15 protein-coding genes and 1 tRNA gene are annotated in these 21,140 nt (G+C 62.8%); 9 read left to right on the plus strand and 7 right to left on the minus strand.

Features of this window, described 5'->3' with window-relative positions; all coding sequences use genetic code 11:
• Positions 1-67 precede the first annotated feature (67 nt).
• Positions 68-144: transfer RNA gene (locus tag EPN80_RS17210), tRNA-Pro, on the plus strand.
• 158 nt (positions 145-302) lie between these two features.
• Positions 303-776 carry a WbuC family cupin fold metalloprotein gene (locus EPN80_RS17215; protein WP_293030077.1) on the plus strand — a complete coding sequence of 158 codons (474 nt, stop codon included), beginning with the start codon at positions 303-305 and terminating at the stop codon, positions 774-776.
• Positions 777-834: 58 nt separating this feature from the next.
• On the opposite strand, the gene cphA (EPN80_RS17220) is transcribed toward EPN80_RS17215, so the two are convergent.
• Together cphA (EPN80_RS17220) and cphA (EPN80_RS17225) are read right to left on the minus strand one after the other, a co-directional pair.
• On the minus strand, positions 835-3,417 hold the full coding sequence (gene cphA / locus EPN80_RS17220) for a cyanophycin synthetase (protein WP_293030079.1): 2,583 nt from the start codon (positions 3,415-3,417) through the stop codon (positions 835-837).
• A gap of 20 nt (positions 3,418-3,437) precedes the next feature.
• Entirely contained in the window at positions 3,438-5,660 is a 2,223-nt protein-coding gene (gene cphA / locus EPN80_RS17225; RefSeq protein ID WP_293030082.1) for a cyanophycin synthetase, read from the minus strand.
• 258 nt (positions 5,661-5,918) lie between these two features.
• Here cphA (EPN80_RS17225) and EPN80_RS17230 point away from each other — a divergent pair, with 258 nt between their 5' ends.
• Together EPN80_RS17230 and EPN80_RS17235 are read left to right on the plus strand one after the other, a co-directional pair.
• Complete coding sequence (locus tag EPN80_RS17230) at positions 5,919-8,240, plus strand: ABC transporter ATP-binding protein (protein WP_293030084.1); 2,322 nt, start codon at positions 5,919-5,921, stop codon at positions 8,238-8,240.
• Between the two features lie 18 nt (positions 8,241-8,258).
• Positions 8,259-8,729, plus strand: a complete 471-nt coding sequence (locus EPN80_RS17235) for a DUF1854 domain-containing protein (RefSeq protein WP_293030087.1) — start codon at positions 8,259-8,261, stop codon at positions 8,727-8,729.
• Positions 8,730-8,778: 49 nt separating this feature from the next.
• Here EPN80_RS17235 and EPN80_RS17240 read toward each other — a convergent pair whose 3' ends face one another.
• On the minus strand, positions 8,779-9,051 hold the full coding sequence (locus EPN80_RS17240) for a hypothetical protein (protein ID WP_293030089.1): 273 nt from the start codon (positions 9,049-9,051) through the stop codon (positions 8,779-8,781).
• A gap of 242 nt (positions 9,052-9,293) precedes the next feature.
• On the opposite strand from EPN80_RS17240, the gene EPN80_RS17245 reads away from it, so the two are divergent.
• Entirely contained in the window at positions 9,294-9,734 is a 441-nt protein-coding gene (locus EPN80_RS17245; protein ID WP_293030130.1) for a hypothetical protein, read from the plus strand.
• 107 nt (positions 9,735-9,841) lie between these two features.
• Here EPN80_RS17245 and EPN80_RS17250 read toward each other — a convergent pair whose 3' ends face one another.
• Positions 9,842-10,594 carry a YoaK family protein gene (locus EPN80_RS17250; RefSeq protein WP_293030092.1) on the minus strand — a complete coding sequence of 251 codons (753 nt, stop codon included), beginning with the start codon at positions 10,592-10,594 and terminating at the stop codon, positions 9,842-9,844.
• A gap of 327 nt (positions 10,595-10,921) precedes the next feature.
• On the opposite strand from EPN80_RS17250, the gene EPN80_RS17255 reads away from it, so the two are divergent.
• Both EPN80_RS17255 and EPN80_RS17260 read left to right on the plus strand, forming a co-directional pair.
• Complete coding sequence (locus EPN80_RS17255) at positions 10,922-11,713, plus strand: hypothetical protein (protein ID WP_293030094.1); 792 nt, start codon at positions 10,922-10,924, stop codon at positions 11,711-11,713.
• Positions 11,714-11,814: 101 nt separating this feature from the next.
• On the plus strand, positions 11,815-14,775 hold the full coding sequence (locus tag EPN80_RS17260; RefSeq protein WP_293030097.1) for an EAL domain-containing protein: 2,961 nt from the start codon (positions 11,815-11,817) through the stop codon (positions 14,773-14,775).
• A 16-nt stretch (positions 14,776-14,791) separates the two neighbouring features.
• Here EPN80_RS17260 and EPN80_RS17265 read toward each other — a convergent pair whose 3' ends face one another.
• Together EPN80_RS17265 and EPN80_RS17270 are read right to left on the minus strand one after the other, a co-directional pair.
• Positions 14,792-15,016: a hypothetical protein gene (locus tag EPN80_RS17265; RefSeq protein ID WP_293030100.1), complete on the minus strand. Its 225-nt coding sequence runs from the start codon at positions 15,014-15,016 to the stop codon at positions 14,792-14,794.
• Positions 15,017-15,113: 97 nt separating this feature from the next.
• The gene (locus tag EPN80_RS17270) at positions 15,114-15,638 is read right to left on the minus strand and encodes an Lrp/AsnC family transcriptional regulator (RefSeq protein WP_293030102.1); all 525 of its coding nucleotides are present in this window, start codon (positions 15,636-15,638) and stop codon (positions 15,114-15,116) included.
• A gap of 150 nt (positions 15,639-15,788) precedes the next feature.
• Here EPN80_RS17270 and mdeB point away from each other — a divergent pair, with 150 nt between their 5' ends.
• Positions 15,789-18,509 (plus strand): alpha-ketoglutarate dehydrogenase, encoded by a 2,721-nt coding sequence (gene mdeB, locus EPN80_RS17275; RefSeq protein ID WP_293030105.1) that lies wholly within the window; start codon positions 15,789-15,791, stop codon positions 18,507-18,509.
• Here the strand turns inward: mdeB and EPN80_RS17280 are convergent.
• Positions 18,495-19,493, minus strand: coding sequence for a LysR family transcriptional regulator (locus tag EPN80_RS17280; RefSeq protein ID WP_293030107.1), 999 nt, complete (start codon positions 19,491-19,493; stop codon positions 18,495-18,497). The two genes, mdeB and EPN80_RS17280, sit on opposite strands and share 15 nt — an antisense overlap.
• Positions 19,494-19,620: 127 nt before the next feature.
• Between EPN80_RS17280 and EPN80_RS17285 the strand changes: the two genes are divergently transcribed.
• On the plus strand, positions 19,621-20,985 hold the full coding sequence (locus EPN80_RS17285; protein ID WP_293030109.1) for a Gfo/Idh/MocA family oxidoreductase: 1,365 nt from the start codon (positions 19,621-19,623) through the stop codon (positions 20,983-20,985).
• Positions 20,986-21,140 lie beyond the last annotated feature (155 nt).

Raw genomic sequence — 21,140 nt, forward strand, 5'->3', positions numbered from 1 at the left:
AACGTCCCGGCAACACAAACGTTTCATTGACGCTGCATGTGCTTGCTTATAGAATAGCCCCCTTCGTCGGAGCGTAGCGCAGCCTGGTAGCGCATCTGATTTGGGATCAGAGGGTCGTAGGTTCGAATCCTATCGCTCCGACCACGAAACCCCCAGGGCTCATCGGCTTCGTTTGCCGCGGCCCGAATTCCCGAACGGCGTCGACGGCGACTGGCCCGAGTCGCGGGCGCTTGCCTTCAGTGGCAGCGCAAGCGCGAGCGACCGACGCCTTGCCGCGAGTCTTCCATCGCAGGAAAACTTCCGTGAAAACACTCCCTCTCGACCAACTCGACGTGCTGACCGATGCAGCCCGGCGATCGTCGCGCCTGCGCATGAACCACAACCTGCATGCGGAGTTGAGCGATCCGATCCAGCGTTTGGCCATCGCAATGGAGCCGGGTACATACATCCGGCCGCACCGCCACAGGCATACCTGGGAACTGCTCTTGCCGCTGCGTGGCCGCTTTGCGGTACTTGAGTTCGACGAGCAGGGCGCGGTGACCGGCCGCACCACGCTCGGCGCCGGCGCGGCCGTCGTCGAGACACCGCCCGACACGTTGCACACGGTCGTCTCGCTCGACGATGGCGGCGTGATTTTCGAGGTCAAGCACGGGCCGTATCGGCCGTTCGTTGACGCCGATTATGCACCCTGGTCGGCCGAGGCGAATACGCCGCAGGCAGAGGCGTTCATGACCTGGTGCAGAACGGCCGCCGTGGGCGATCGCTGGCCGGCTTGAGCCGATTACCGGACTGTGCATCGTTAGCGGGCGGCCGCAATGGCCACCCCGCCTGCGTTCACGATACGTTACCCGCTTCGGCGATCCGCTGCGCGATGTGCGTCAGCGCTTCTTCCACCTGATCCACCAGGATCAGGCACAGATCGCCTGGGGCCAGGCGTGCGAGCGCCCTGTCGATGGCAAGGAATTCGCCGTGCACTTCCTCCGTCACGGCGGTGCGCTTGGCATGTTTCAGGCCCTCGCGCAACAGCGCCAGCACCTCTCCGTCGGCACGACCGCGCTGGCACTGATCTTCATACAAAATCACTTCGTCGAAGGCATCGCCCAGAATCTCCGTCTGACGGCGGATATCGACGTCGCGCCGGTCACCGGCGCCGCTGATCACCGTCACGCGGCGCCTGGCCGGCAAGGCGTCGATGGCATCGACCAGCGCCAGAATCGCATCGGGGTTATGGCCGTAGTCAGCGATCAGGGTCGCGCCGCGGTAATCGAACATATTGAACCGACCCGGCGCGGTACCCGCGTCATTGACGAAAGTCGCCAGCCCGGCGCGGATGGTATCCCAGTCGAGTCCCAGCGCCCAGGCCGCGGCTGTGGCCGCCATGGCGTTTTCCACCTGGAAGGTGATCAGCCCGTTGGCGGTGAGCGGAATGGTGGCCAGCGCAACACGGTATTCGAGGTGCCCTTCGGCGGCGACGATATGACCATTTTCCGTGTACACCACGCGCTTGCCCTGAGCGCGGTGGGTGGCCATCACCGGATGATTGCGTTCGCGCGCGAAGTAAATCACCGACCCCGGGCATGAATCCGCCATATTGGCCACCATCGGATCAGCGGCATTCAGCACTGCGGTGCCGTGCGGGGCCACATTCTGCACGATGACGCGCTTGACCACGGCGAGATCTTCCACTGTGCTGATGAAGTTCAGGCCGAGGTGGTCGCCCATGCCGATATTGGTGACGATTGCAACGTCACAGCGGTCGAACCCGAGCCCCTCGCGCAAAATCCCGCCGCGCGCAGTCTCCAGCACCGCCGCGTCGACATCGGGGTGCATCAGCACATTGCGTGCGCTTTTCGGGCCGCTGCAGTCGCCGGTGTCGATGCGCTGCCGCTCGATATAGACACCGTCCGAATTGGTCATGCCCACGCGCCGCCCGCTGGCGGCCAGCAAATGCGCCGTGAGCCGCACCGTGGTGGTCTTGCCGTTGGTGCCGGCCACCGCGACCACCGGGATGCGCCCGTCGTCGCCACTCTCGAACATGGCCGAGATGATCGCCTCGCCCACCGCCCGGCTTTTGCCGAACGATGGACTCAGGTGCATGCGCAGACCCGGCGCGGCATTGACTTCGACGATACCGCCGCCTTGCTCCTCGAGCGGCTTGTGCACGGTCTCGCACACCATGTCCACGCCGCAGATGTCCAGGCCGACCATCTGCGCGGCGGCGATGGCGCGCTCGGCCACTTCCGGATGCACATCGTCGGTGACGTCGGTGGCGGTGCCGCCGGTGCTCAGATTGGCATTGTTGCGCAACACCACGCGCTTGCCCTTCGGGGGCACCGAGTCGGCCGTGTAGGCTTGCTTGGCGAGGGTCGCCAGGGCAATGTCGTCCAGCCGGATCTTGGTCAACGAGGTTGCGTGACCCTCGCCGCGCAGCGGATCGCAGTTGATTTGCTCGACCAGCTCACGAATTGTCTGGACGCCGTCGCCGATCACTTGCGGCGGATCGCGCCGCGCCGCGGCAACGAGTTTGTTGTCCACCACCAGCAGACGGAAATCGTGCCCCGCGATGTGCCGCTCGACGATCACTTCCGAGCTGATTTGCGCTGCGGCTTCATAGGCAGTCATGATCTGCTCGCGGGATTCGATGTTGACCGCGACACCTTTGCCCTGGTTGCCGTCGCGAGGCTTGACGACCACTTGCCCGCCGATCTCGCATGCCGCCGCCCAGGCGTCTTCGGCATCGGTTACGGTGCGCCCTTGTGGCACGGGCACGCCAGCCACCGCGAGCAGGTGTTTGGTCAGCTCCTTGTCCTGCGCGATCGACTCGGCGATCGCGCTGGTCGCGCTCGACTCGGCGGCTTGAATTCGCCGCGCCCGGCTGCCCCAGCCGAACTGCACCATGCTGCCTTCGGTCAGGCGATGATATGGAATGCCGCGCGCGACTGCCGCGCTCACGATTGCGCCGGTGCTCGGCCCCAGGCGCACGTCCTCATCGAGCTCACGCAGGCGCGCCAGCGCATCGGCCAGGTCGAACGAGGTATCTCGCTTGGCTGCGCGGCAGAGTACCTCGGCCAATTCAAAGGCGAAGCGGCCGACGGCTTCTTCGGTATATTCGACCACGACCTGGTAGACGTGCGGCTCGACCGTGGTGGCTGTGCGGCTGAAGGTCACAGGGCACCCGGCCTGTGCCTGCAGCCCGAGCGCAGCGGCTTCGAGCGCATGAGCCAACGAGAGAGGCTGCTGAATGCCTTCCGGTTGCAGCATGCCGATCTCCGGAAAGCGGGAACGCAGCCGGGCTTCGAACCCGGGCAGATTGTCGATCGAACATTCGGCCTCGGTGCACTTGACGATGGCCTCGATGGCGGTGCGCCGGCTCCATAGGTTGGGACCTCGCAACGCCCTGATTCGCGATACTTCCATGATGGCTGTGCTTTCCTGTCTTATGCGGCAGTGGCGGCGCTGCGCGCGCCCGTACTGTGATTGTTGAGGCCGCTGGCCGGCGCGGCATGATTCAGCGCGAACGTTTCGATGCCGGTGCGCAGCAGTCCCGCCGGGACGTCCAGCGCCCAGGCCGCGCCGACCGCAGCCAGCACATTCTCGACCTGCAGGCGAGGCTGGCCCGGCCGCGCGACCGGCACGGATGCCAGTTCGACCAACGGCATTTCGTCCTGGCCGCGCGCCATGATCAGATAGCCGTCGCGGGCAAACACGCATCTCCCGCCGATTGCGCGATGCGCCGCCAGCGTCGGCGAGGCGGGTACGAGGCTGAAGAAAATGACCTCGCCGTCGCACAACGATGCCATCTCGGCAACGCGCGCGTCATCAGCGTTGAGCACTGCCACGCCGTCGGGCAACACCACGTCGACCTGTGTGCGCAGGACGTTGGCCATCTGCTCGGGTTCGTGAATCGAGTATTCCGGCAATGGCGCATCGGGGTCGAGATTGGTGATTACGCCGACCTGGCAGCGGTCGTAGGCCAGACCCTCGCCCAGAATCGAGCGGCTGCCGTTCTCGCAAACCGCCGCTTCGACGGCGCGATTGAGCAGCACTTTGCGCGCGCCTTGCCAATGGGCGGCGTTACCCTGCTGGATTTGCCGGCGTCCCAGAAAGAGTCCGTCGCTGCAGGCCAGGCCGACGCGCTGGCCGTTGAGTTGCAGCAGCCGTGCCACCAGGCGCGCTACCAGGGTCTTGCCGCGCGTGCCGGTGATGCCGACCACTGGAATGCGGCCGCTGTCACCGGGCGGGAACAGGTGCTGAATAATGGCTTGCCCCACCGGACGGGGCTTGCCCTCGGCGGGCTTCAAGTGCATCAGGAGGCCCGGACCGGCGTTGACTTCGACGATCGCGCCGCGCTGGCCTTCGAGCGGCTGCGAAATATCTTCGGCTACCAGGTCGACCCCGGCAATGTCCAGGCCAACCACGCGCGCGGCCAGCGCCACGTGCGCGGCGACGCTCGGGTGCACTTGTTCGGTCACATCGATCGCGACGTTACCGTTGCGCTGGATCAGCACTGACTGGCCGGCCGGCGGGACCGAGTCTCCCTCGAACCCCTGCCGTGCAATCTCCAGCCGTGCCGCGGAGTCGAGCCGCACCGGATTGAGCGGCGAATCTTCCAGGCTGCCGCGGCGCGGGTCGGTGTTGATTTGCTGCTCGATCAATTCGCGGATGGTCGAGCGTCCGTCGCCAATGACCGATACCGGCTCGCCGCGCGCGGCGGCCACGACCCGCCGGCCGACCACCAGCAAGCGATGCTCATTGCCCGGCACGAAGCGCTCGACCAGTACGCCGCTGCCTTCCTCTTCGGCCACCGCGAAAGCCGCCTCGATCTCGGCACGCGTGCGCAGGTTGGTAAATACTCCGCGTCCGTGATTCGCATCGCACGGCTTGACCACCACCGGCACGCCGATATCCTCGGCCGCGTCCCAGGCGTCTTCGGCGCTTTCCACCAAGCGGCCCTCGGGCACCGGCACGCCGCATGCGCTGAGCAGGCGCTTGGTCAAATCCTTGTCGCGCGAGATGCTCTCGGCAATTGCGCTGGTCCGATCGGTTTCGGCAGTCCAGATGCGGCGCTGGCGGGCGCCATAGCCCAATTGAACCAGGTTGCCCTCGTTCAGGCGAATCGCGGGAATGTCGCGGTCGTCCGCGGCGTCGACGATGCAGGCGGTGCTCGGGCCCAGACACAGCGAGTCGGTCATGTCGCGCAGGCGCGTCACGGCGGCGTCGACATCGTAGCTGCGGTCCTCGATGGCGGCCATCACCAGATCGCGCGCCGCGTATAGCGCGGCACGCGTGACCTCCTCGTGCCAGGCGCGCACGATCACTTTGTAGACGCCGCGCGTCGAGGTTTCCCGCGCCTTGCCGAATCCGCCGGGCATGCCGGCCAGGTTTTGCAGCTCGAGCGTGACGTGCTCCAGAATATGACCTGGCCAGGTGCCTTCGCGCAGCCGTTGCAGAAATCCGCCACGTTCGCCGATGCTGCAGCGATGCTCGATCAGGGTCGGAAGCCACGTCGACAGGCGTTCATAGAAGCCCGGAATGGTATTGGACGGAAAATCCTCCAATTCGCCAATATCCACCCAAGCCTCGAGGACGGGGCGGTAGGTCCAGATGTTCGGTCCGCGCAGCGATTTGACATCCAGAATATCAATGTCTTTTTTGGGCATGTGGGGCGTAGTGAGCTCGTTAAGCCTGGGGGTGACCGGGAATCGGTCGAAAATTGGCGTAATGCTGGGTTAACGTCCTCGTCGGGGAATGGTTTACACAAAAATGTAAAAAATATCTGTCCTCGACCGGGCAGCCGCGGGGGTCCGCTTCGTTATACTATTGGGCGCCGATGGTGGTGGGGGTAGCCCTGCGGCACGGCGTTGTTTTGCAAAGAAAATTCATGAGATGTCCATTTTCAGGGACACTGTGTCGTACCGATGAAGACCGAATCCCCCAATCCCCGCGTTTTGGCTGTTGACGCCGGCGGCATCCCCGAGGCCTGGCGCCACGAGGTCGCCGCGCAATTGGCCGATGGCGAAAAAATCCTTGCCTGGCTTGAACTGGACGTCGATCGGCGCCTGCACTTCACGCGCGGCCTGCTGATCGTCACCGAGGTGCGGCTGTTGGCCAAAGGGCAGGAGGAGCCGCAATGGCAGGCGTGGCGCTATCGCGAGGATCTGATCCTGCGACACCGCGATCACGCAGGGGTCGGCAGCCTGGAGCTGTGCGACGCCGAGGCGCGCCTGGGTTGCTGGCATTACACGCTCGGGCGCAATAACGCGGCGCTCCGCCTGATCGATCATTTCGAACGACAGCGCGACAGTGCGGTGGCCGGGCGTCCTGCGCCGGCGCCGGCGCCCGCGACCTGCCCCAAGTGCCAGATGGAGCTCGACGCGAAGCAGGAAATTTGCCCGACATGCGACGCCGAAGCGCTGTCGCCGCCTTCGACATGGGCGTTGTTGCGGCTGTGGCGCTTTGCCAAGCCCTATAACCTGCCGTTGCTGGCCGGCTTTTTGCTGACGCTGGCGGCGACCGCCGCAACGCTCGTGCCGCCGTACCTGACGATGCCGCTGATGGATGAGGTCCTGATACCGTTCCAGGATGGCAAGGCAATCGACTACGGACTGGTGCGGATGTACCTCGGCGGCTTGCTGCTCTCCGCGTTGGCGGCCTGGGTATTGGGTTGGGGGCGCACTTATATCCTGGCGTGGGTCAGCGAGCGCATCGGCGCCGATTTGCGCACTTCCACCTATGAGCACCTGCAGCATTTGTCGCTCGAATATTTCGGTGGCAAGCGTACCGGCGACCTGATTGCCCGGATCGGCAGTGAAAGCGACCGGATTTGCGTGTTTTTGTCGCTGCACCTGCTGGATTTCGCCACCGATGTCCTGATGATCGTCATGACCGCGTTCATCCTTTGCTCGATCAATCCCTGGCTGGCGCTGGTCACGCTGGTGCCGTTGCCCTTCATCGCCTGGATGATCCACATCGTGCGCGACCGGCTTCGCCATGGCTTCGAGAAGGTCGACCGGGTCTGGTCGGAAATCACCAACGTGCTGACCGACACGATTCCAGGCATTCGGGTTGTCAAGGCATTTGCGCAGGAAAAGCGCGAAGTCACGCGATTTCGCGAAGCCAATAATCGCAATCTGGCGATCAACGACCGCGTCAACACGGTTTGGTCGCTGTTCTCGCCCACTGTCACGCTGCTGACGGAAATAGGCTTGTTGATCGTGTGGGTATTCGGGATCTGGCAGGTATCGAAGCATCAGATCACGGTCGGCGTGCTGGTTGCATTCCTTGCCTACATCACGCGTTTCTACACGCGACTCGACTCGATGAGCCGCATTGTCTCGTTCACGCAGAAGGCGGCCGCCGGCGCCAAGCGCATCTTCGACATTCTCGACCATGTCTCTAGCGTGCCCGAACCGGCCAATCCGGTGCACTTGCCGCACGTCAAGGGGCAAATCGACATTCGCAACGTCGGCTTTCGCTATGGCAACCGGGCAGTGCTGCGCGGGGTCAATCTGAGCATCTCTCCTGGCGAGATGATCGGTCTGGTCGGCCACAGCGGCTCGGGCAAAAGCACGCTGGTGAATTTGATTTGCCGCTTCTATGACGTCTCGGAGGGTTCGATCCGGATCGACGGCGCCGACATCCGGGCCTTGCCGGTGAGCGAATACCGACGCAACATCGGTCTGGTGCTTCAGGAGCCATTCCTGTTTTTCGGCACGATTGCCGAAAACATCGCCTATGGCAAGCCGGACGCGAGCCGAGACGAGATCATCGCCGCCGCTCGCGCGGCACACGCGCACGAATTCATTTTGCGTCTGCCGCACGGTTACGATTCGCTGGTCGGCGAGCGCGGCCAGGCGCTCTCGGGCGGGGAGCGCCAGCGCATCTCGATTGCGCGGGCATTGCTGATCAATCCGCGCATCCTGATTCTGGACGAGGCGACCTCATCGGTAGACACCGCCACGGAGAAAGAGATTCAGAAGGCGCTCGATAACCTCGTGCGGGGCCGTACCACTATCGCGATCGCGCACCGCCTGAGCACCTTGCGGCGGGCTGACCGGCTGGTCGTGCTCGATCGCGGCGAAGTCGTTGAAGTGGGGCAGCACGAAGAACTGATCGATCGCAATGGCGCTTACTACCGCCTGTATCAGGCTCAGGCCCGGCAGGTCGATACCGAGGACTCCGAGACGTCGGCCGACGAGGCCGCCTGGACAGAGGAAGAGGTTGTGCAGAGCGCGGCCTGAAAGAAGAGAGCACACCCGATGTCGATACATGGTTTCACATTGACGCGCAACGCGTTCGGCCGACTGGTGCTGCACGCGCAGGACGGCACCACGCACGAGGGCGTCGTGCCGGTGCGTGCTTTCCCGATTTCCTCTCCAGAGCAGGGTATCGCGCTGGTCGATGCCGATGGTCATGAGCTGGCGTGGATCGCGCAGTTAGCGGACGTGTCGCCGCAAATCCGGGCCATGATCGAGGAAGAATTGGCTAATCGCGATTTCATGCCGGAGATCCGGCGTATCCGGCAAGTCTCCAGCTTCTACACGCCGAGCACCTGGAGCGTGGAGACCGATCGCGGGCCCACCACCTTTGTGCTCAAGGGCGAGGACGACATCCGTCGGCTGGCCTCGCCGATGCTGTTGATTACCGACAGCCACGGCATCCATTTCCTGATTCGCGACCAGCATGCGCTGGACGGCGCCAGCCGCAAGATTCTCGATCGCTTCCTGTAATGCGCGAGCGCGCCGGGTCGCCTGCGCGGCCCGGTGCTGCAGGCGGCGTTCAAGCTGCCGACGATACTGTGACGAAATTGGGCGCGACCGGCGCCATCCGTGGCGCCTGAGGCGCCGATTTCTGTTTGTCGGCAACGCTTTCCACGCCGACCGTCGAGACTTCTTCAAGGAACCCGATGAGATTCCGGTAGTAATCGACTTGCAGTTGCGCCTCCAGCAGGCGCCGCTCGGCCTGGAATAACGTCAGCCGCATTTCCTGCAGTTCTTTTTCCGCCAGTTTTTCTGGCGCAGGCGAGTTGAATACGCTAAAAAATGAACGCATGTCGAGACCTCCTGACGGTCGATCGGTTGATTTGACGCCCCCCGCAGGCGTTTTCAATATAGATCAGAAGCGCGTCGTCTGCACTTGCCGAGCGTCGGGGCGTGGCGCCAAGTCGACAGCACAGGCGTCTGCGAGGATGATTTTGTAAAAAAATGTTAAAGGCCGCCGCTCGCGTCATCGATTTTGGGATGGCCGCGTTAACGAAAGACGCACGTACTTCCGTGCGCCTCTTGGGGAATGTCATGAAGAAACTGCTTTTGACGATGGCTGCAGGTACCGTTTTGGTGATGTCGAGCGCTTTCGCGAAAACGGAAGCCACGCCAGCGGCCGCGTCGGTCAGCGCGGTTTGCAAGGACGGCACGTCCTACTCCGGCAAATCAATGAGAGGCGCATGCCGTGGCCATGGCGGCGTCGATAAGGCGGCCACGGCCAAGATGAAAGAGGAACCAAAGGCAGCCCCGAGCGCGGCCGCTGGTGTAGCTCCGGGCACTGCGGCGCCTGCCGCAGCGAAAGCGCCGGCGATGGGCGGCGGTGCCGGTCAGGTGTGGGTGAACAACACGTCGAAGGTCTATCATTGCCAGGGCGATCGCTTCTACGGCAAGACCAAAAACGGCGCTTATATGAGCGAAGCCGAGGCCAAGGCCAAGGGTTTCCGTCCCGATCACGGCAAGGCCTGCAAGTAACCGGCAAGCCGCTCAAATCAAAACGCCACCGCATGTCGCGCGGTGGCGTTTTTTTTCGGCGCTCGGCTGCCGCGCTCTGGCGTCCGTCCGGCATCCGGGCCGGCGGTTCAGTGACGCAGTCGGCCGGCCAAATCATCCAGCAGAGGGACCGCGGCCAGCGCCAGCAGAATCGTCGCCAACGGTACCGTCACCACGAACCCCAAGTGCTTGAAGCCAAGCGCGCCGGACAGGCCGCCGATCATGAACATGCCGAGCAAGCCGGCCAGTAGCGCGAGCTTGGACCGGTTGGCCCAGACCTTGGGGGTGCCTGCATCGCGGTCGTGGATGTTCCAATACAGCAGCTTACCCAATTCGATACCGATATCAGTGACGATTCCCGTGACATGCGTGGTGCGGATCTCGGCTTTCGAGATCTTGGTGATGATGGCATTTTGCAGGCCCATCACGTAGCACAGCAGGAGCACCGTTATCGGCATGAACAGCAGGTGATGTCTCGCCAGATTGGCCCCAAGCAGGCCGAAGCACAACAGCAGCGCCGCCTCGAGCGTCAGCGGCAGCGCATATTCGCTATGGGTGCGGCGCCGTCTTCCCCAATTGATCAGGATCGCCGAAGTTGCCGCACCGATGATGAAGGCAAGCAGCGAGCCCAGTCCTGTGAACACCAAGCCGATCTCGCCCAGCGTCAGATTGTCGGCCAGCGACGAAACGATGCCCGACATATGCGAAGTGTATTGACCGACGGCCAGAAAGCCGCCGGCATTGGCTGCGCCGGCGACGAATGCGAGTGAATAGCCCAGGCGGCGGTTGGCCTGGTCGGTGCGGGCTGGATGGGTGAAACCGCGAAAATAGTCGATCGGCATAGTGAAAAATGATCAGGGGGCTTGGCAGGCGACGTGCCAAGTTTGCACCAAAAAACCTCGCTTCGCGTGGCTTGGATCAAGAAAACGGCAGGCATGCGCCGCGCCCATGGTGGTGGCCCGGAGCACGGGGTATGGCGCATCGCGCAGCGGTGATGCCTTGCGCGTTTTATCTGGCCCTATTTTATTTATGCGGCGCTGCTTCCCCCGAAGGCTTGCTGGTAATACCACTGTACGGTTAACGGCAAACTCGTGGCATTCTTTAGCGGTGTATCAAAAAAATACACATGACGCATTTCAGTCGTCTACCACACCCTATGGAGCCATACCATGCGCGATCAAATCATTTCCCATGCCAACAACATCAACAATACTAACCATCACCTCGCCGCCATGCTGGCACCGGCTAGCCAGACCAAGGTTGAGCGGTTGCCGTTTACGGTGCGGATTGCCCGCAGCGAGCAGGATATCGACAAGGCCGTGGCGATCCGCCATGCGGCCTACGCCCGGCATGTGCCGGATCTCGCCGCTGGTCTGAAAGAGCCCGAAGCCTATGATTTTGAAGACGGCGCAATGATTCTGCTCGCGGAATCCAGGCTCGACGGGGCTCCGCTGGGGAGCATGCGGATCCAGACCAATCGCTTCCGCCCACTGGGTCTGGAGCAGTCAGTGCAGTTGCCGGAGCGCTTCAAGGGCTGCGTGCTGGCCGAGGCGACCCGCCTTGGCGTCTCGCCCGATCGCGTCGGCCGGCTGGTGAAAACCCTGCTGTTCAAGGCCTTCTATATGCATTGCCTGGATACCGGCATCGACTGGATGGTGATCACGGCCCGCTCGCCGCTCGACCGCCAATACGAGGCGCTGCTGTTCCAGGACGTGTTTCCGCAGCAGGGCTTCATTCCCATGAAGCACGTTGGTAATATTCCACATCGCGTCTTTTGCCATGAGATCGACACGGCAAAAGAACGCTGGGCGGAAGTCGAGCACCCTTTGTATGATCTATACTTCCGGACGCACCATCCGGATATCGATGTCGGGCACCAAAATCATCTGCCCGAGTTTCTGCAGGATTTCGAGACACGCCATCGGGCCATGCCTCGTGTGGAGTTCTCGCTGGAGGCGTGATGGGTGATGCAGTACCGACAAGAATAGTCCGCGTTTGTTCGATGAAGGCCGCAGTGCCCCTCGCGGGGACTGTGGCCAACATTTTTGATTAGAGGATATGGATGTCCGCGGACACGGGGGCAACGGGTAAGCGAGCTTCGGATCGATTCATCGAATCGTTGCTTTACGCATTGTCGGTGTACCTTGCGCCGATCGGGATTGCTGCGATCACAGTTGTCGCGCTATTCCTTTGGCACTCGCAATATCCGCTGCTCGAGGGTACTCCCCTCGACGTTCATGCGCTCGTTGCTGATTCAAGCACATCGGAGCCGACGCCTGCGTTGTTGACGCAACTGGACGCCGCGCCGGCCAAACCCTTCCACCGTACTCATCTATCCACGGCGCCGGTCTGGTTCACCGTCGCGGTGCCCGTGCGCTTCGGCGCTCGCTCGGTGGTCGAATTTCCTTCCCGCCATGCCGTCGATATCGCCTGTTGGGACGCCAATACGATGCAGTTGCTTGGGCGTGCCGACAGAGGCGGGGCAAGTGGTGCGTTCATGCTTGCCAGAGCCGGTTTCGCACTGACCGGCGCTCATCTCGACGGCCAGCGCCTATTGTGCCGCGGGGACTTCGCCGGCCCGGCGCGCTTGACGGTGAGGTATTGGAATAGCGAGTCATTCGATTCGGCAACCCAGGCATTCGATCGCGATTCAGGTTTGCTCGACGGCGGGCTGGGCATCCTGGCGCTGTTCGTTCTGCTCACGGCGTTGATCAATCGCGAGTGGATTTACATCGTCTTCTCGGCCTGGCTGGTTGCCAACCTCCGGTTGGCGGCGCTTTCGACCGGATGGGACGCCCAATGGCTGGGTCAGGAAATCCCGGTGCACTGGTTGCTGTTCGCCAGAAAGCTCAATATCTCCGCCTACTACATGTTGACGGTGACTTTGTTCGGCTGGCTGTTCAGCGACGACCTCAAGCGGGTCGGCCATCGTTGGCTGCTGCGCTGGAACCAATGGACCTGCCTGCCGATGCTGGCGATGGTCGCATTGCCGTATGGCTGGTACCTGCCGGGCATGTGGGCGATGACCGGTATTGCCGGCAGCATTATTGTCTTCTACCTGTGCCGCATTTTGTTCGTGACACGCTCCAAGGTGGCGGTCTGGTTCAGCGTCTCGCTCATTATTGCGATGTTCTCCGGATTCAGCGAGGTCGTGGCGGCCTGGCTTGGATTCAAGGGCTTGCTGGTATACGTGAACAGCGTTACGGCAGCGCTTTTCTCGAGCCTGATGGCAGCCTTGGCGATTTCGCAGCAGATGCGCGACGAGCGGCTCGAGCGCCGGCGCGCGCAGGCCGAACTCAGCAAGACCTATAACGAGCTGCCGATCGGACTGTTCACGCTGGACGCCAACGGCGTGCTGCTGCGCGGCAACCCGACGCTCAAGGCCATGCTGGGGCGTGAAGTGTCATGGGCGCGGCATACCTGGGCCGACTATTTCGGGCCGGCCTCCTGGACTGCGCTGAGCCAGCGCGTTGCCGCCGGCGCGACCGCTGAAATGGAGATCGAAAGCGTCGACGCGCGGCATGCCGACATGTGGTTCATGGTGCGAGCCAAGCTGGCGGGCGCGCATATCGAGGGTTCGTTGCAGGACATTACCGAGCGCGTCCATGCCACTGAACGGTTGAGTTTTCTGGCCGACCACGATCCGCTCACCGGCGTGCTGAACCGGCGCGGCATCGAAAAGCGGCTCGATTTCGGGGTGGCCCAGGTCGCGAAAGGGCGCAGCCTGTCAGTTGGCTATCTCGACCTTGATCGCTTCAAGCTCATCAACGATCTTTATGGTCACGGCACCGGCGATGAGGTACTGCGCCAGATATGCCTCAGGGTTCAGCCCCATCTCGACGACAACGATGTGCTCGGTCGGATCGGCGGCGACGAATTCGTGCTGATTTTCATGGATAAGCCGGTCGACGCGGTGGCGGCATCGTGCCAGCAGATGATCGACGCGATCCAGACCATGCCGTTCATCATCGCGGACAAGGCGTTCCGGGTCGGCTGCTGTGTCGGGCTGGTCGAAGTCACCGATCGAATGGGGGTTGCCGAGACGATCTCCAGCGCGGACCGGGCTTGCCAGGAAGCGAAGCAGGGCAGCGCCGATCTGGCGATATGCGAGAAGGATTCGCCGGTCTTCCACCAGCTCGAGGAGGAAATGCGGATCCTCAAGAGCTTTGGCCTGGACTCGGCGCCCGACCGGCTGTTCCTGGTGATGCAGCCGTTGATGTCGCTGCGCGCGCCGTTCGCCTCCCTGAATTTCGAGGTGCTGCTCAGAATGCATGGCGAGAACAATACGGTCGAGCCGGCCTGGAAGGTGATTTCCACTGCCGAGAAAAATGGCCGTATCGCCATCATTGACCGGTGGGTCCTGGTGCATGTGCTCGAATGGATCGAAAAGCATGCCGACGCGCTTGACCGAACTCAGTTCGTTTCGGTGAATCTGAGCGGCGGCTCGCTAAACAACGAGCGCTTTATCGAGGACGCGTTCTCGATCATGGCGCAATATCCGCGTGCGGTGCACCGGCTTTGCCTGGAGATCACCGAAAGCGTGGCGGTGCGCGATATCAAGAACACCCTGCGCTTTATCGAGCGTGCCCGGGACCTCGGCGCGAAGATCGCACTGGACGATTTTGGCGTCGGCTATACGTCGTTTGCCTACCTGAGCAGTCTGTCGGCCGATTTGCTGAAAATCGATGGCTCGCTGGTCACGCAGGCGATCGCCCATCCGGCGAATCTGTCGATCATCGAAGCGATTGCCGGGCTATCGCACAACCTGGGCATGACCAGTGTCGCGGAATGGGTCGATAACCTCGATACTGTCAAGGCCATGGCCGAAGTCGGAATCGATTATATCCAGGGCTTCTGCATCGCCCGGCCGCAGTTACCCGGTGCGATCCTGGGCGCTCGCTCGGCGGCGGACTTCATTCAGGATCCGGCGATTGAAGCGTATGTAAAAACCGTCCTGGCCGGTACCGAAACCGGCGACCTCTGGGACAGCGCGGGGATATTAGCGCGGCGAGGGTTTCACTGAGACCGGGCGGCTCGCTTCAGACCGCACGGGCGCAATCGTGAATGAGCGCTCGCAGCATGTCTTCGACGGTCGCCCCGCGGATGTCCTCGTCGTCGTCACGCTCCTCGGCCAACGCGGCAAGCGCATCATTCAACGTCAACCGGCTGCGCTCCCGCCCGTGTTCCTTGAATATAACGATGCCGGTGCGCTCGAGCTGCGCTGAAAAATCGCGCGTGCCGACCGTTTCTGAGATTTCGATCATCGCTGGCCTCCAGCATCTCTGACTTATTCATTCAGTCTAGTACACCGGTGGCCGATGATCGTGCGTCACGGCCTCGCATGTTGCCGGACTGGAAGGCTCAGCGCCAGTCCGTCGAGTCGTCACCTGAGTCGATCGTCAGCCCCGACGACGGCAACGGCAGCGCAGTCTTGTAGCGCACCTGCTTGAGAGCGAAGCTGGAGCGGATATTCGAGACGCCCGGGATGGTCGTCAGACGCTCCAGGATGAAGCGCTCGAGCGCCTTGATATCGGGCATGACCACGCGCAGCAGATAGTCCGCATCGCCCGACATCAGGTAGCACTCCATCACCTCCGGCCTTTGTGCGATGGCCTGCTCGAAGCGTTGCAGCGCGTCTTCGACCTGCTTCTCGAGGCTCACCTGGATAAAAACGTTGATTCTCAAGCCCAGCGGCTCGGGATTGAGCAAGGTTACCTGTTGCTTGATCAGGCCGAGGTTCTCCAGCGCGCGTACGCGATTGAAGCATGGTGTCGGCGAGAGATTGACCGCGCGCGCCAGTTCGGCATTGGTGATGCGTGCGTTTTGCTGGAGTTCGCTGAGAATGCCGATATCGATTCGATCGAGCCGTTTGGGCGATGAAGTCATTGGATAAATATTCCATAGAATTTTATTTTGCAGTATAAATATACTGCCTAAGGCCCTGAAAATCAGTAAATGAGAGAAATATTTTTCCCTGGGATGATTAAAATATATCTCTTAACTTAGCTCTGACACTTCCTTCGGGGGAGTTCTGCCATGACGAATTTAGCCAGCGGTAGCGAGCAGATACGCGCGCTCGCCACCGAGAGGGAAGACAGCGATCCCGCAGAGACGGCCGAATGGCTCGAAGCGCTCGACGCGGTGGTCGCGCACGTGGGCAAAAGCCGCGCGCAGTACCTGTTCGATCGGCTGGCGGAGCATGCGTTGTCGCTCGGTGTCGAATCGGCGCGCGCGCGCATCACGCCCTATGTCAACACGATCGGACTCGATGAGCAGCCGCCTTATCCGGGCAATCTCGAGCTCGAGGAGCGGCTGGGGGCGGCGCTGCGCTGGAATGCGCTGGCCATGGTGGTGCGCGCCAATCAGGCCTATGGCGAGCTCGGCGGCCATATCGCGAGCTATGCGTCGGCCGCCGATCTGTTCGAGGTGGGGTTCAATCATTTTTTTCGGGCCGCTGCAGCGGGCGTCGCCGAGAGCGCAGGCGGCGATCTCGTCTATTTTCAGCCGCATTCGTCGCCGGGCGTCTACGCCCGGGCCTACCTCGAGGGGTTTCTGAGCGAGGAGCATTTGCAGCACTACCGGCGCGAAATTTCCGGACCCGGGCTGTGCTCCTATCCGCATCCGTGGCTGATGCCCGACTTTTGGCAATTTCCGACCGGCTCCATGGGCATCGGTCCGATCAACTCGATCTATCAGGCGCGCTTCATGCGGTACTTGCAGAACCGTGGCCTGGCGCACACCGAAGGTCGCAAGGTCTGGGGATTTTTCGGCGACGGCGAGATGGACGAGCCAGAGTCGATTGGCGCGTTGTCGCTGGCCGCGCGTGAAGGGCTCGACAATCTGGTGTTCGTGATCAACTGCAATCTGCAGCGACTCGATGGTCCGGTGCGCAGCAACGGGCGCATTATCGACGAGCTCGAAGCGCAATTTACCGGCGCCGGCTGGCATGTGATCAAGGTAGTGTGGGGCTCGGACTGGGACGCGCTGTTCGCGCGCGATCGCACCGGCGCGCTGGCGCGCGCCTTCGCGCAGACCGTCGACGGCCAGTTCCAGACCTTTTCGGCTAACGACGGCGCTTATAACCGCGAGCGCTTTTTCGGGCAAAATCCCGAGCTTGCGGCGCTTGCCGCCCAATTGAGCGACGAGGAGATCAACCGCTTGCGGCGCGGCGGTCACGATACGCGCAAGCTGTATGCCGCGTATGCGAAGGCGCTGTCGTGCCGCGGCCAGCCGACGGTGATTCTTGCCAAGACCATGAAAGGTTTTGGCATGGGCGTGACGGGCCAGGGCCGCATGACGACGCACCAGCAGAAGAAGCTGGGCTTTGACGATCTGAAGGCGTTTCGCGATCGTTTCCGTCTGCCGCTGTCCGACGAGGATGTCGAACAAGTGAAGTTTTACAGGCCAGCGGACGATAGCCCGGAGATGCAATACCTGCATGCCCGGCGGGAGGCCCTCGGCGGGTATCTGCCCAGACGACGCACAACGGCCTCGCAGGGCCTGTCCGTGCCTCCGATGCAGGCCTGGGGGCAATTCGCGCTACACGCCGGCGGCAAGGCGATGTCGACTACGATGGCGCTGGTGCGCATGCTCGGCGCGCTGCTCAAGGACCACGCGCTGGGCCCGCGGGTGGTGCCTATCGTCGCGGACGAGGCGCGCACGTTCGGCATGGCCAGCCTGTTCCGGCAGGTCGGGATCTATTCGCCGCTCGGCCAACTGTACGAGCCGGAGGATCTCGGCTCGATTCTCTATTACCGGGAGGACACGAGCGGCCAGATTCTTGAGGAAGGCATTTCGGAGGCGGGCGCCGTGTCCTCGTGGATCGCTGCGGCCACCTCATACAGCGTGCACGATCTGCCGATGCTCCCGTTCTACATTTATTACTCGATGTTCGGGTTTCAGCGCATCGGCGACATCATTTGGGCCGCGGCCGATCAGCGTGCGCGCGGCTTTCTGATCGGCGCGACGGCCGGCAAAACGACGCTCGGCGGCGAGGGCTTGCAGCATCAGGACGGCAGCAGCCATCTGGTCGCCTCGACGATCCCGAATTGCCGCGCGTATGACCCCGCCTTTGCTTACGATGTCGCGGCGATCGTCGACGAAGGGATGCGCGAGATGGTGGAGCGCCAGCACGACGTGTTCTATTACGTCACGGTGATGAACGAGAACACTGTCCAGCCGTCAGCCCCGGAAGGGGATTTCCAGGCAATCCGCGAGGGCATTCTCAAGGGCATTTACCGGCTGCCGTCGGCGTCGAGCGAAGCGGCGCGCGTGCAATTGCTCGGCGCCGGGGCAATTCTTGGCGAAGTGCTCATCGCACGACAGATGCTGATGGACGACTGGGGCATCGAAGCCGCCGTCTGGAGCGTGACCAGCTTCACCGAGTTGCAGCGCGACGGCATGGCCGCCGAGCGCCTGGCGCGTCTGGGCGAGCCGGCGCCAGCGCCGTATGCGAGCCAGGTGCTGGTCGCTTCGGCCGGCCCGGTGATCGCCGCCACGGATTATGTGCGGGCCGTGCCCGAGCTGATTCGCGCGTATGTGCCACGCCGCTACGTGACGCTGGGCACCGATGGCTTCGGTCGCAGCGATACGCGCGAGGCGTTGCGCCGGTTCTTCGAGGTCGACCGCGCATCGATCGTGATTGCCGCGCTAAAGGCGCTCGCCGACGACGGCGAAATCGACGCCGATGTCGTCGTCAGCGCGCGTGAGCGTTACGGCAAAAACAAACCGGTGCAAGCCGGCTCATGGCAACGGTAGATCATCTTTCGCCGGCGCGTGCATCGGCGATGCCGCGTCGGCGGGGCGGTCTGCCAGAATCTCGCCGGCGCTGGGCAGAAGCGCCGGCCGGCTGCGCGCGGCGGCCTCCTCGAGGAAGTTCTTCATTGCCCTGACCAGCGCGGGCGCACGCACTTCGGCGTGCGTGACCCACCAATACGAGCGGGTCAGGCAAACGGCCTGTGGCAGAACCCGCGCCAACTCCGGGTGCGTATCGGCCATGAAGCAGGGCAGCACGCAGAGCCCATAACCGTCGAGCGTGGCGCTGAGCTGGGTCAGGATATTCGAGATCTGCAGATCGGCCTGGCGATTGCCAAAAATCTCCTTCAGATAGTCGTGCGCGGGCGTTGGCAGGAGATCCGGGATGTAACCGATCAGCCGATGCGCGGCCGCATCTTCGAGAATGCTGAGCTGCGGCCGTGTGCGCAGATAAGCTTGGGACCCGTAAAGCCCGTATTCGTAGTCCGCCAGTTTCCTCGCCCGCAGCGGCCCGCTCTCGGGGCGGAACATCGTGACGGCGATATCGGCCTGTCGCTTGGTCAGGCTGACCGCGCCGGGATTCGCAATCAGCTCGACTTTGACTTCGGGATATCGCTTGGCGAACAGGTGCAGTTGCCGCGCCAGGAAATAGGTGCCAAAGCCTTCCGGTGTCGCAAGCCGGATCGATCCCGTCATTCGGCGGCCGGCCTCCGATAGATCCGAACAGATACGAATCGCGACGCTTTCCATCGCCTGCGCTTCGGTGGCCAGACGCTCGCCGGCCGCCGTCAGTAAATAGCCGGTCGGCAGCCGGTCGAAAAGCCTTACCTGAAGGGCGGCCTCCAGCGCCGCGATGCGCCGGCTCAAGGTCGAGTGATCGATCTGCAGCTGCAGGGCGGCGGCGGTGAGGCGGCCGGCGCGCACCACGGCCAGGAAGGAACGCAGATCGTCCCAGTCAAAGGTCGGGGTATGGGGTTTTGCGCACACCGGCTTTGCTCCTTTGCGAATTTACACAAAGGCATCGTATTGAATAATCTCTAGCGAAACAAGCATCCGTGCCCGGCCAGACGACCAACCGGCCGGGCGTTGAAATTGCCCGATCCAGGAGGAGCGCATGTCGATGTTCGCAAAATTGCAGCGCCGCGCAGCCGAAGGCAAGCCGGTTCGCGTCGGCCTCATTGGCGCCGGAAAATTCGGTTCGATGTATTTGTCCCAGGCGTGGCGAACCGTCGGCATTCACCTGACCGGCGTCGCTGACCTGTCGCCCGCGCGCGCGCAGGACGCCATGCGGCGCGTCGGATGGGCGCCGGAGCGGTTTGCCGCCAGATCGTTCGAGGAGGCGGCCCGCAGCGCGGGCACGTTCGTGACCGACGACGCGCAGGCGCTGATTGCCAGTCCCTTCGTCGATATCGTGATCGATGCGACCGGCAGCCCGGCCGCAGGCATTCGCCACGTGCTCATGGCCTGCGAGCATCGCAAGCATGTGGTGATGGTCAACGTTGAGGCCGACGCATTGGCAGGCCCGCTGCTGGCGCGACGTGCCGCGCAGGCCGGCATTATCTACTCGATGGCCTCCGGCGATCAGCCGGCGTTGATTGCCGAGTTGGTCGACTGGGTCCGCACGGCCGGTTTCGAGGTGGTGTGCGCCGGCAAGGGCACCAAATACCTGCCGGTGTATCACCAGTCCACGCCCGATACGGTCTGGGGACACTATGGTTTTACGCCGGAGCAGGTCGCCGGCGGCGATTTCAATCCGCAGATGTTCAATTCCTTCCTCGACGGCACGAAGTCTGCCCTGGAGATGGCGGCCGTTGCCAATGCCTGCGATTTGAGCCCACCCGACAATGGCCTGTCGTTTCCCCCTTGCGGCGTGGATGACCTGCCGAGCGTGCTGCGTCCGATGGAACATGGCGGCATCCTTGCCAGGCGCGGCACGGTGGAGGTCGTGTCTTCGCTCGAGCGTGATGGGCGCCCGGTGTTTCGGGATCTTCGGTGGGGCGTCTATGCCGTGTTCGACGCGCCGACCTTGTACGTGCGCGACTGCTTCAAGCAGTATGGTCTCAAAACGGACGACAGCGGCCGCTTTGCCGCGACTTACAAACCGTATCATCTGATCGGACTCGAACTGGGGACGTCGGTGGCGAGCATTGCCACGCGGGGCGAGCCAACGGGCGCTACCAATGGCTGGCGCGCCGACGTGGTGTCGATCGCCAAGCGAGCGCTCAAGCCCGGCGAGATGCTCGACGGCGAGGGCGGCTTCACCGTGTATGGCAAGGTGATTCCCGCGTCGACGTCGCTTGAACTCGGCACGGTGCCGATCGGGCTCGCGCATGGCCTGAAGCTCGAGAGGGCGGTCGCCGCAGGCTTGCCGGTCAGGTGGTCGGACGTCAGTTTCGATCGCGCCAATCCGGCGATCGGCTTTCGTCTTGAAATGGAGGCGATCTTTCGCGGGGAATGGGGCGCGCGGTCGTCACGGTGAGCCGCGGCGTCGACTTTAGCGGCTGTGCGCGCACCTGGTCCACAGTGACGGCATGGGCGTACTGCGGGCAACAGGACGACCGGCGCCCTAAAGCTCGCCGTCGAAATCGGCCTGGGTGGCGAGTGATCGGGATTTTTAAGTATTTATTGCATAAT

This window comes from Pandoraea sp. (assembly GCF_004297875.1).
In the GTDB taxonomy this organism is placed as follows: domain Bacteria; phylum Pseudomonadota; class Gammaproteobacteria; order Burkholderiales; family Burkholderiaceae; genus Pandoraea.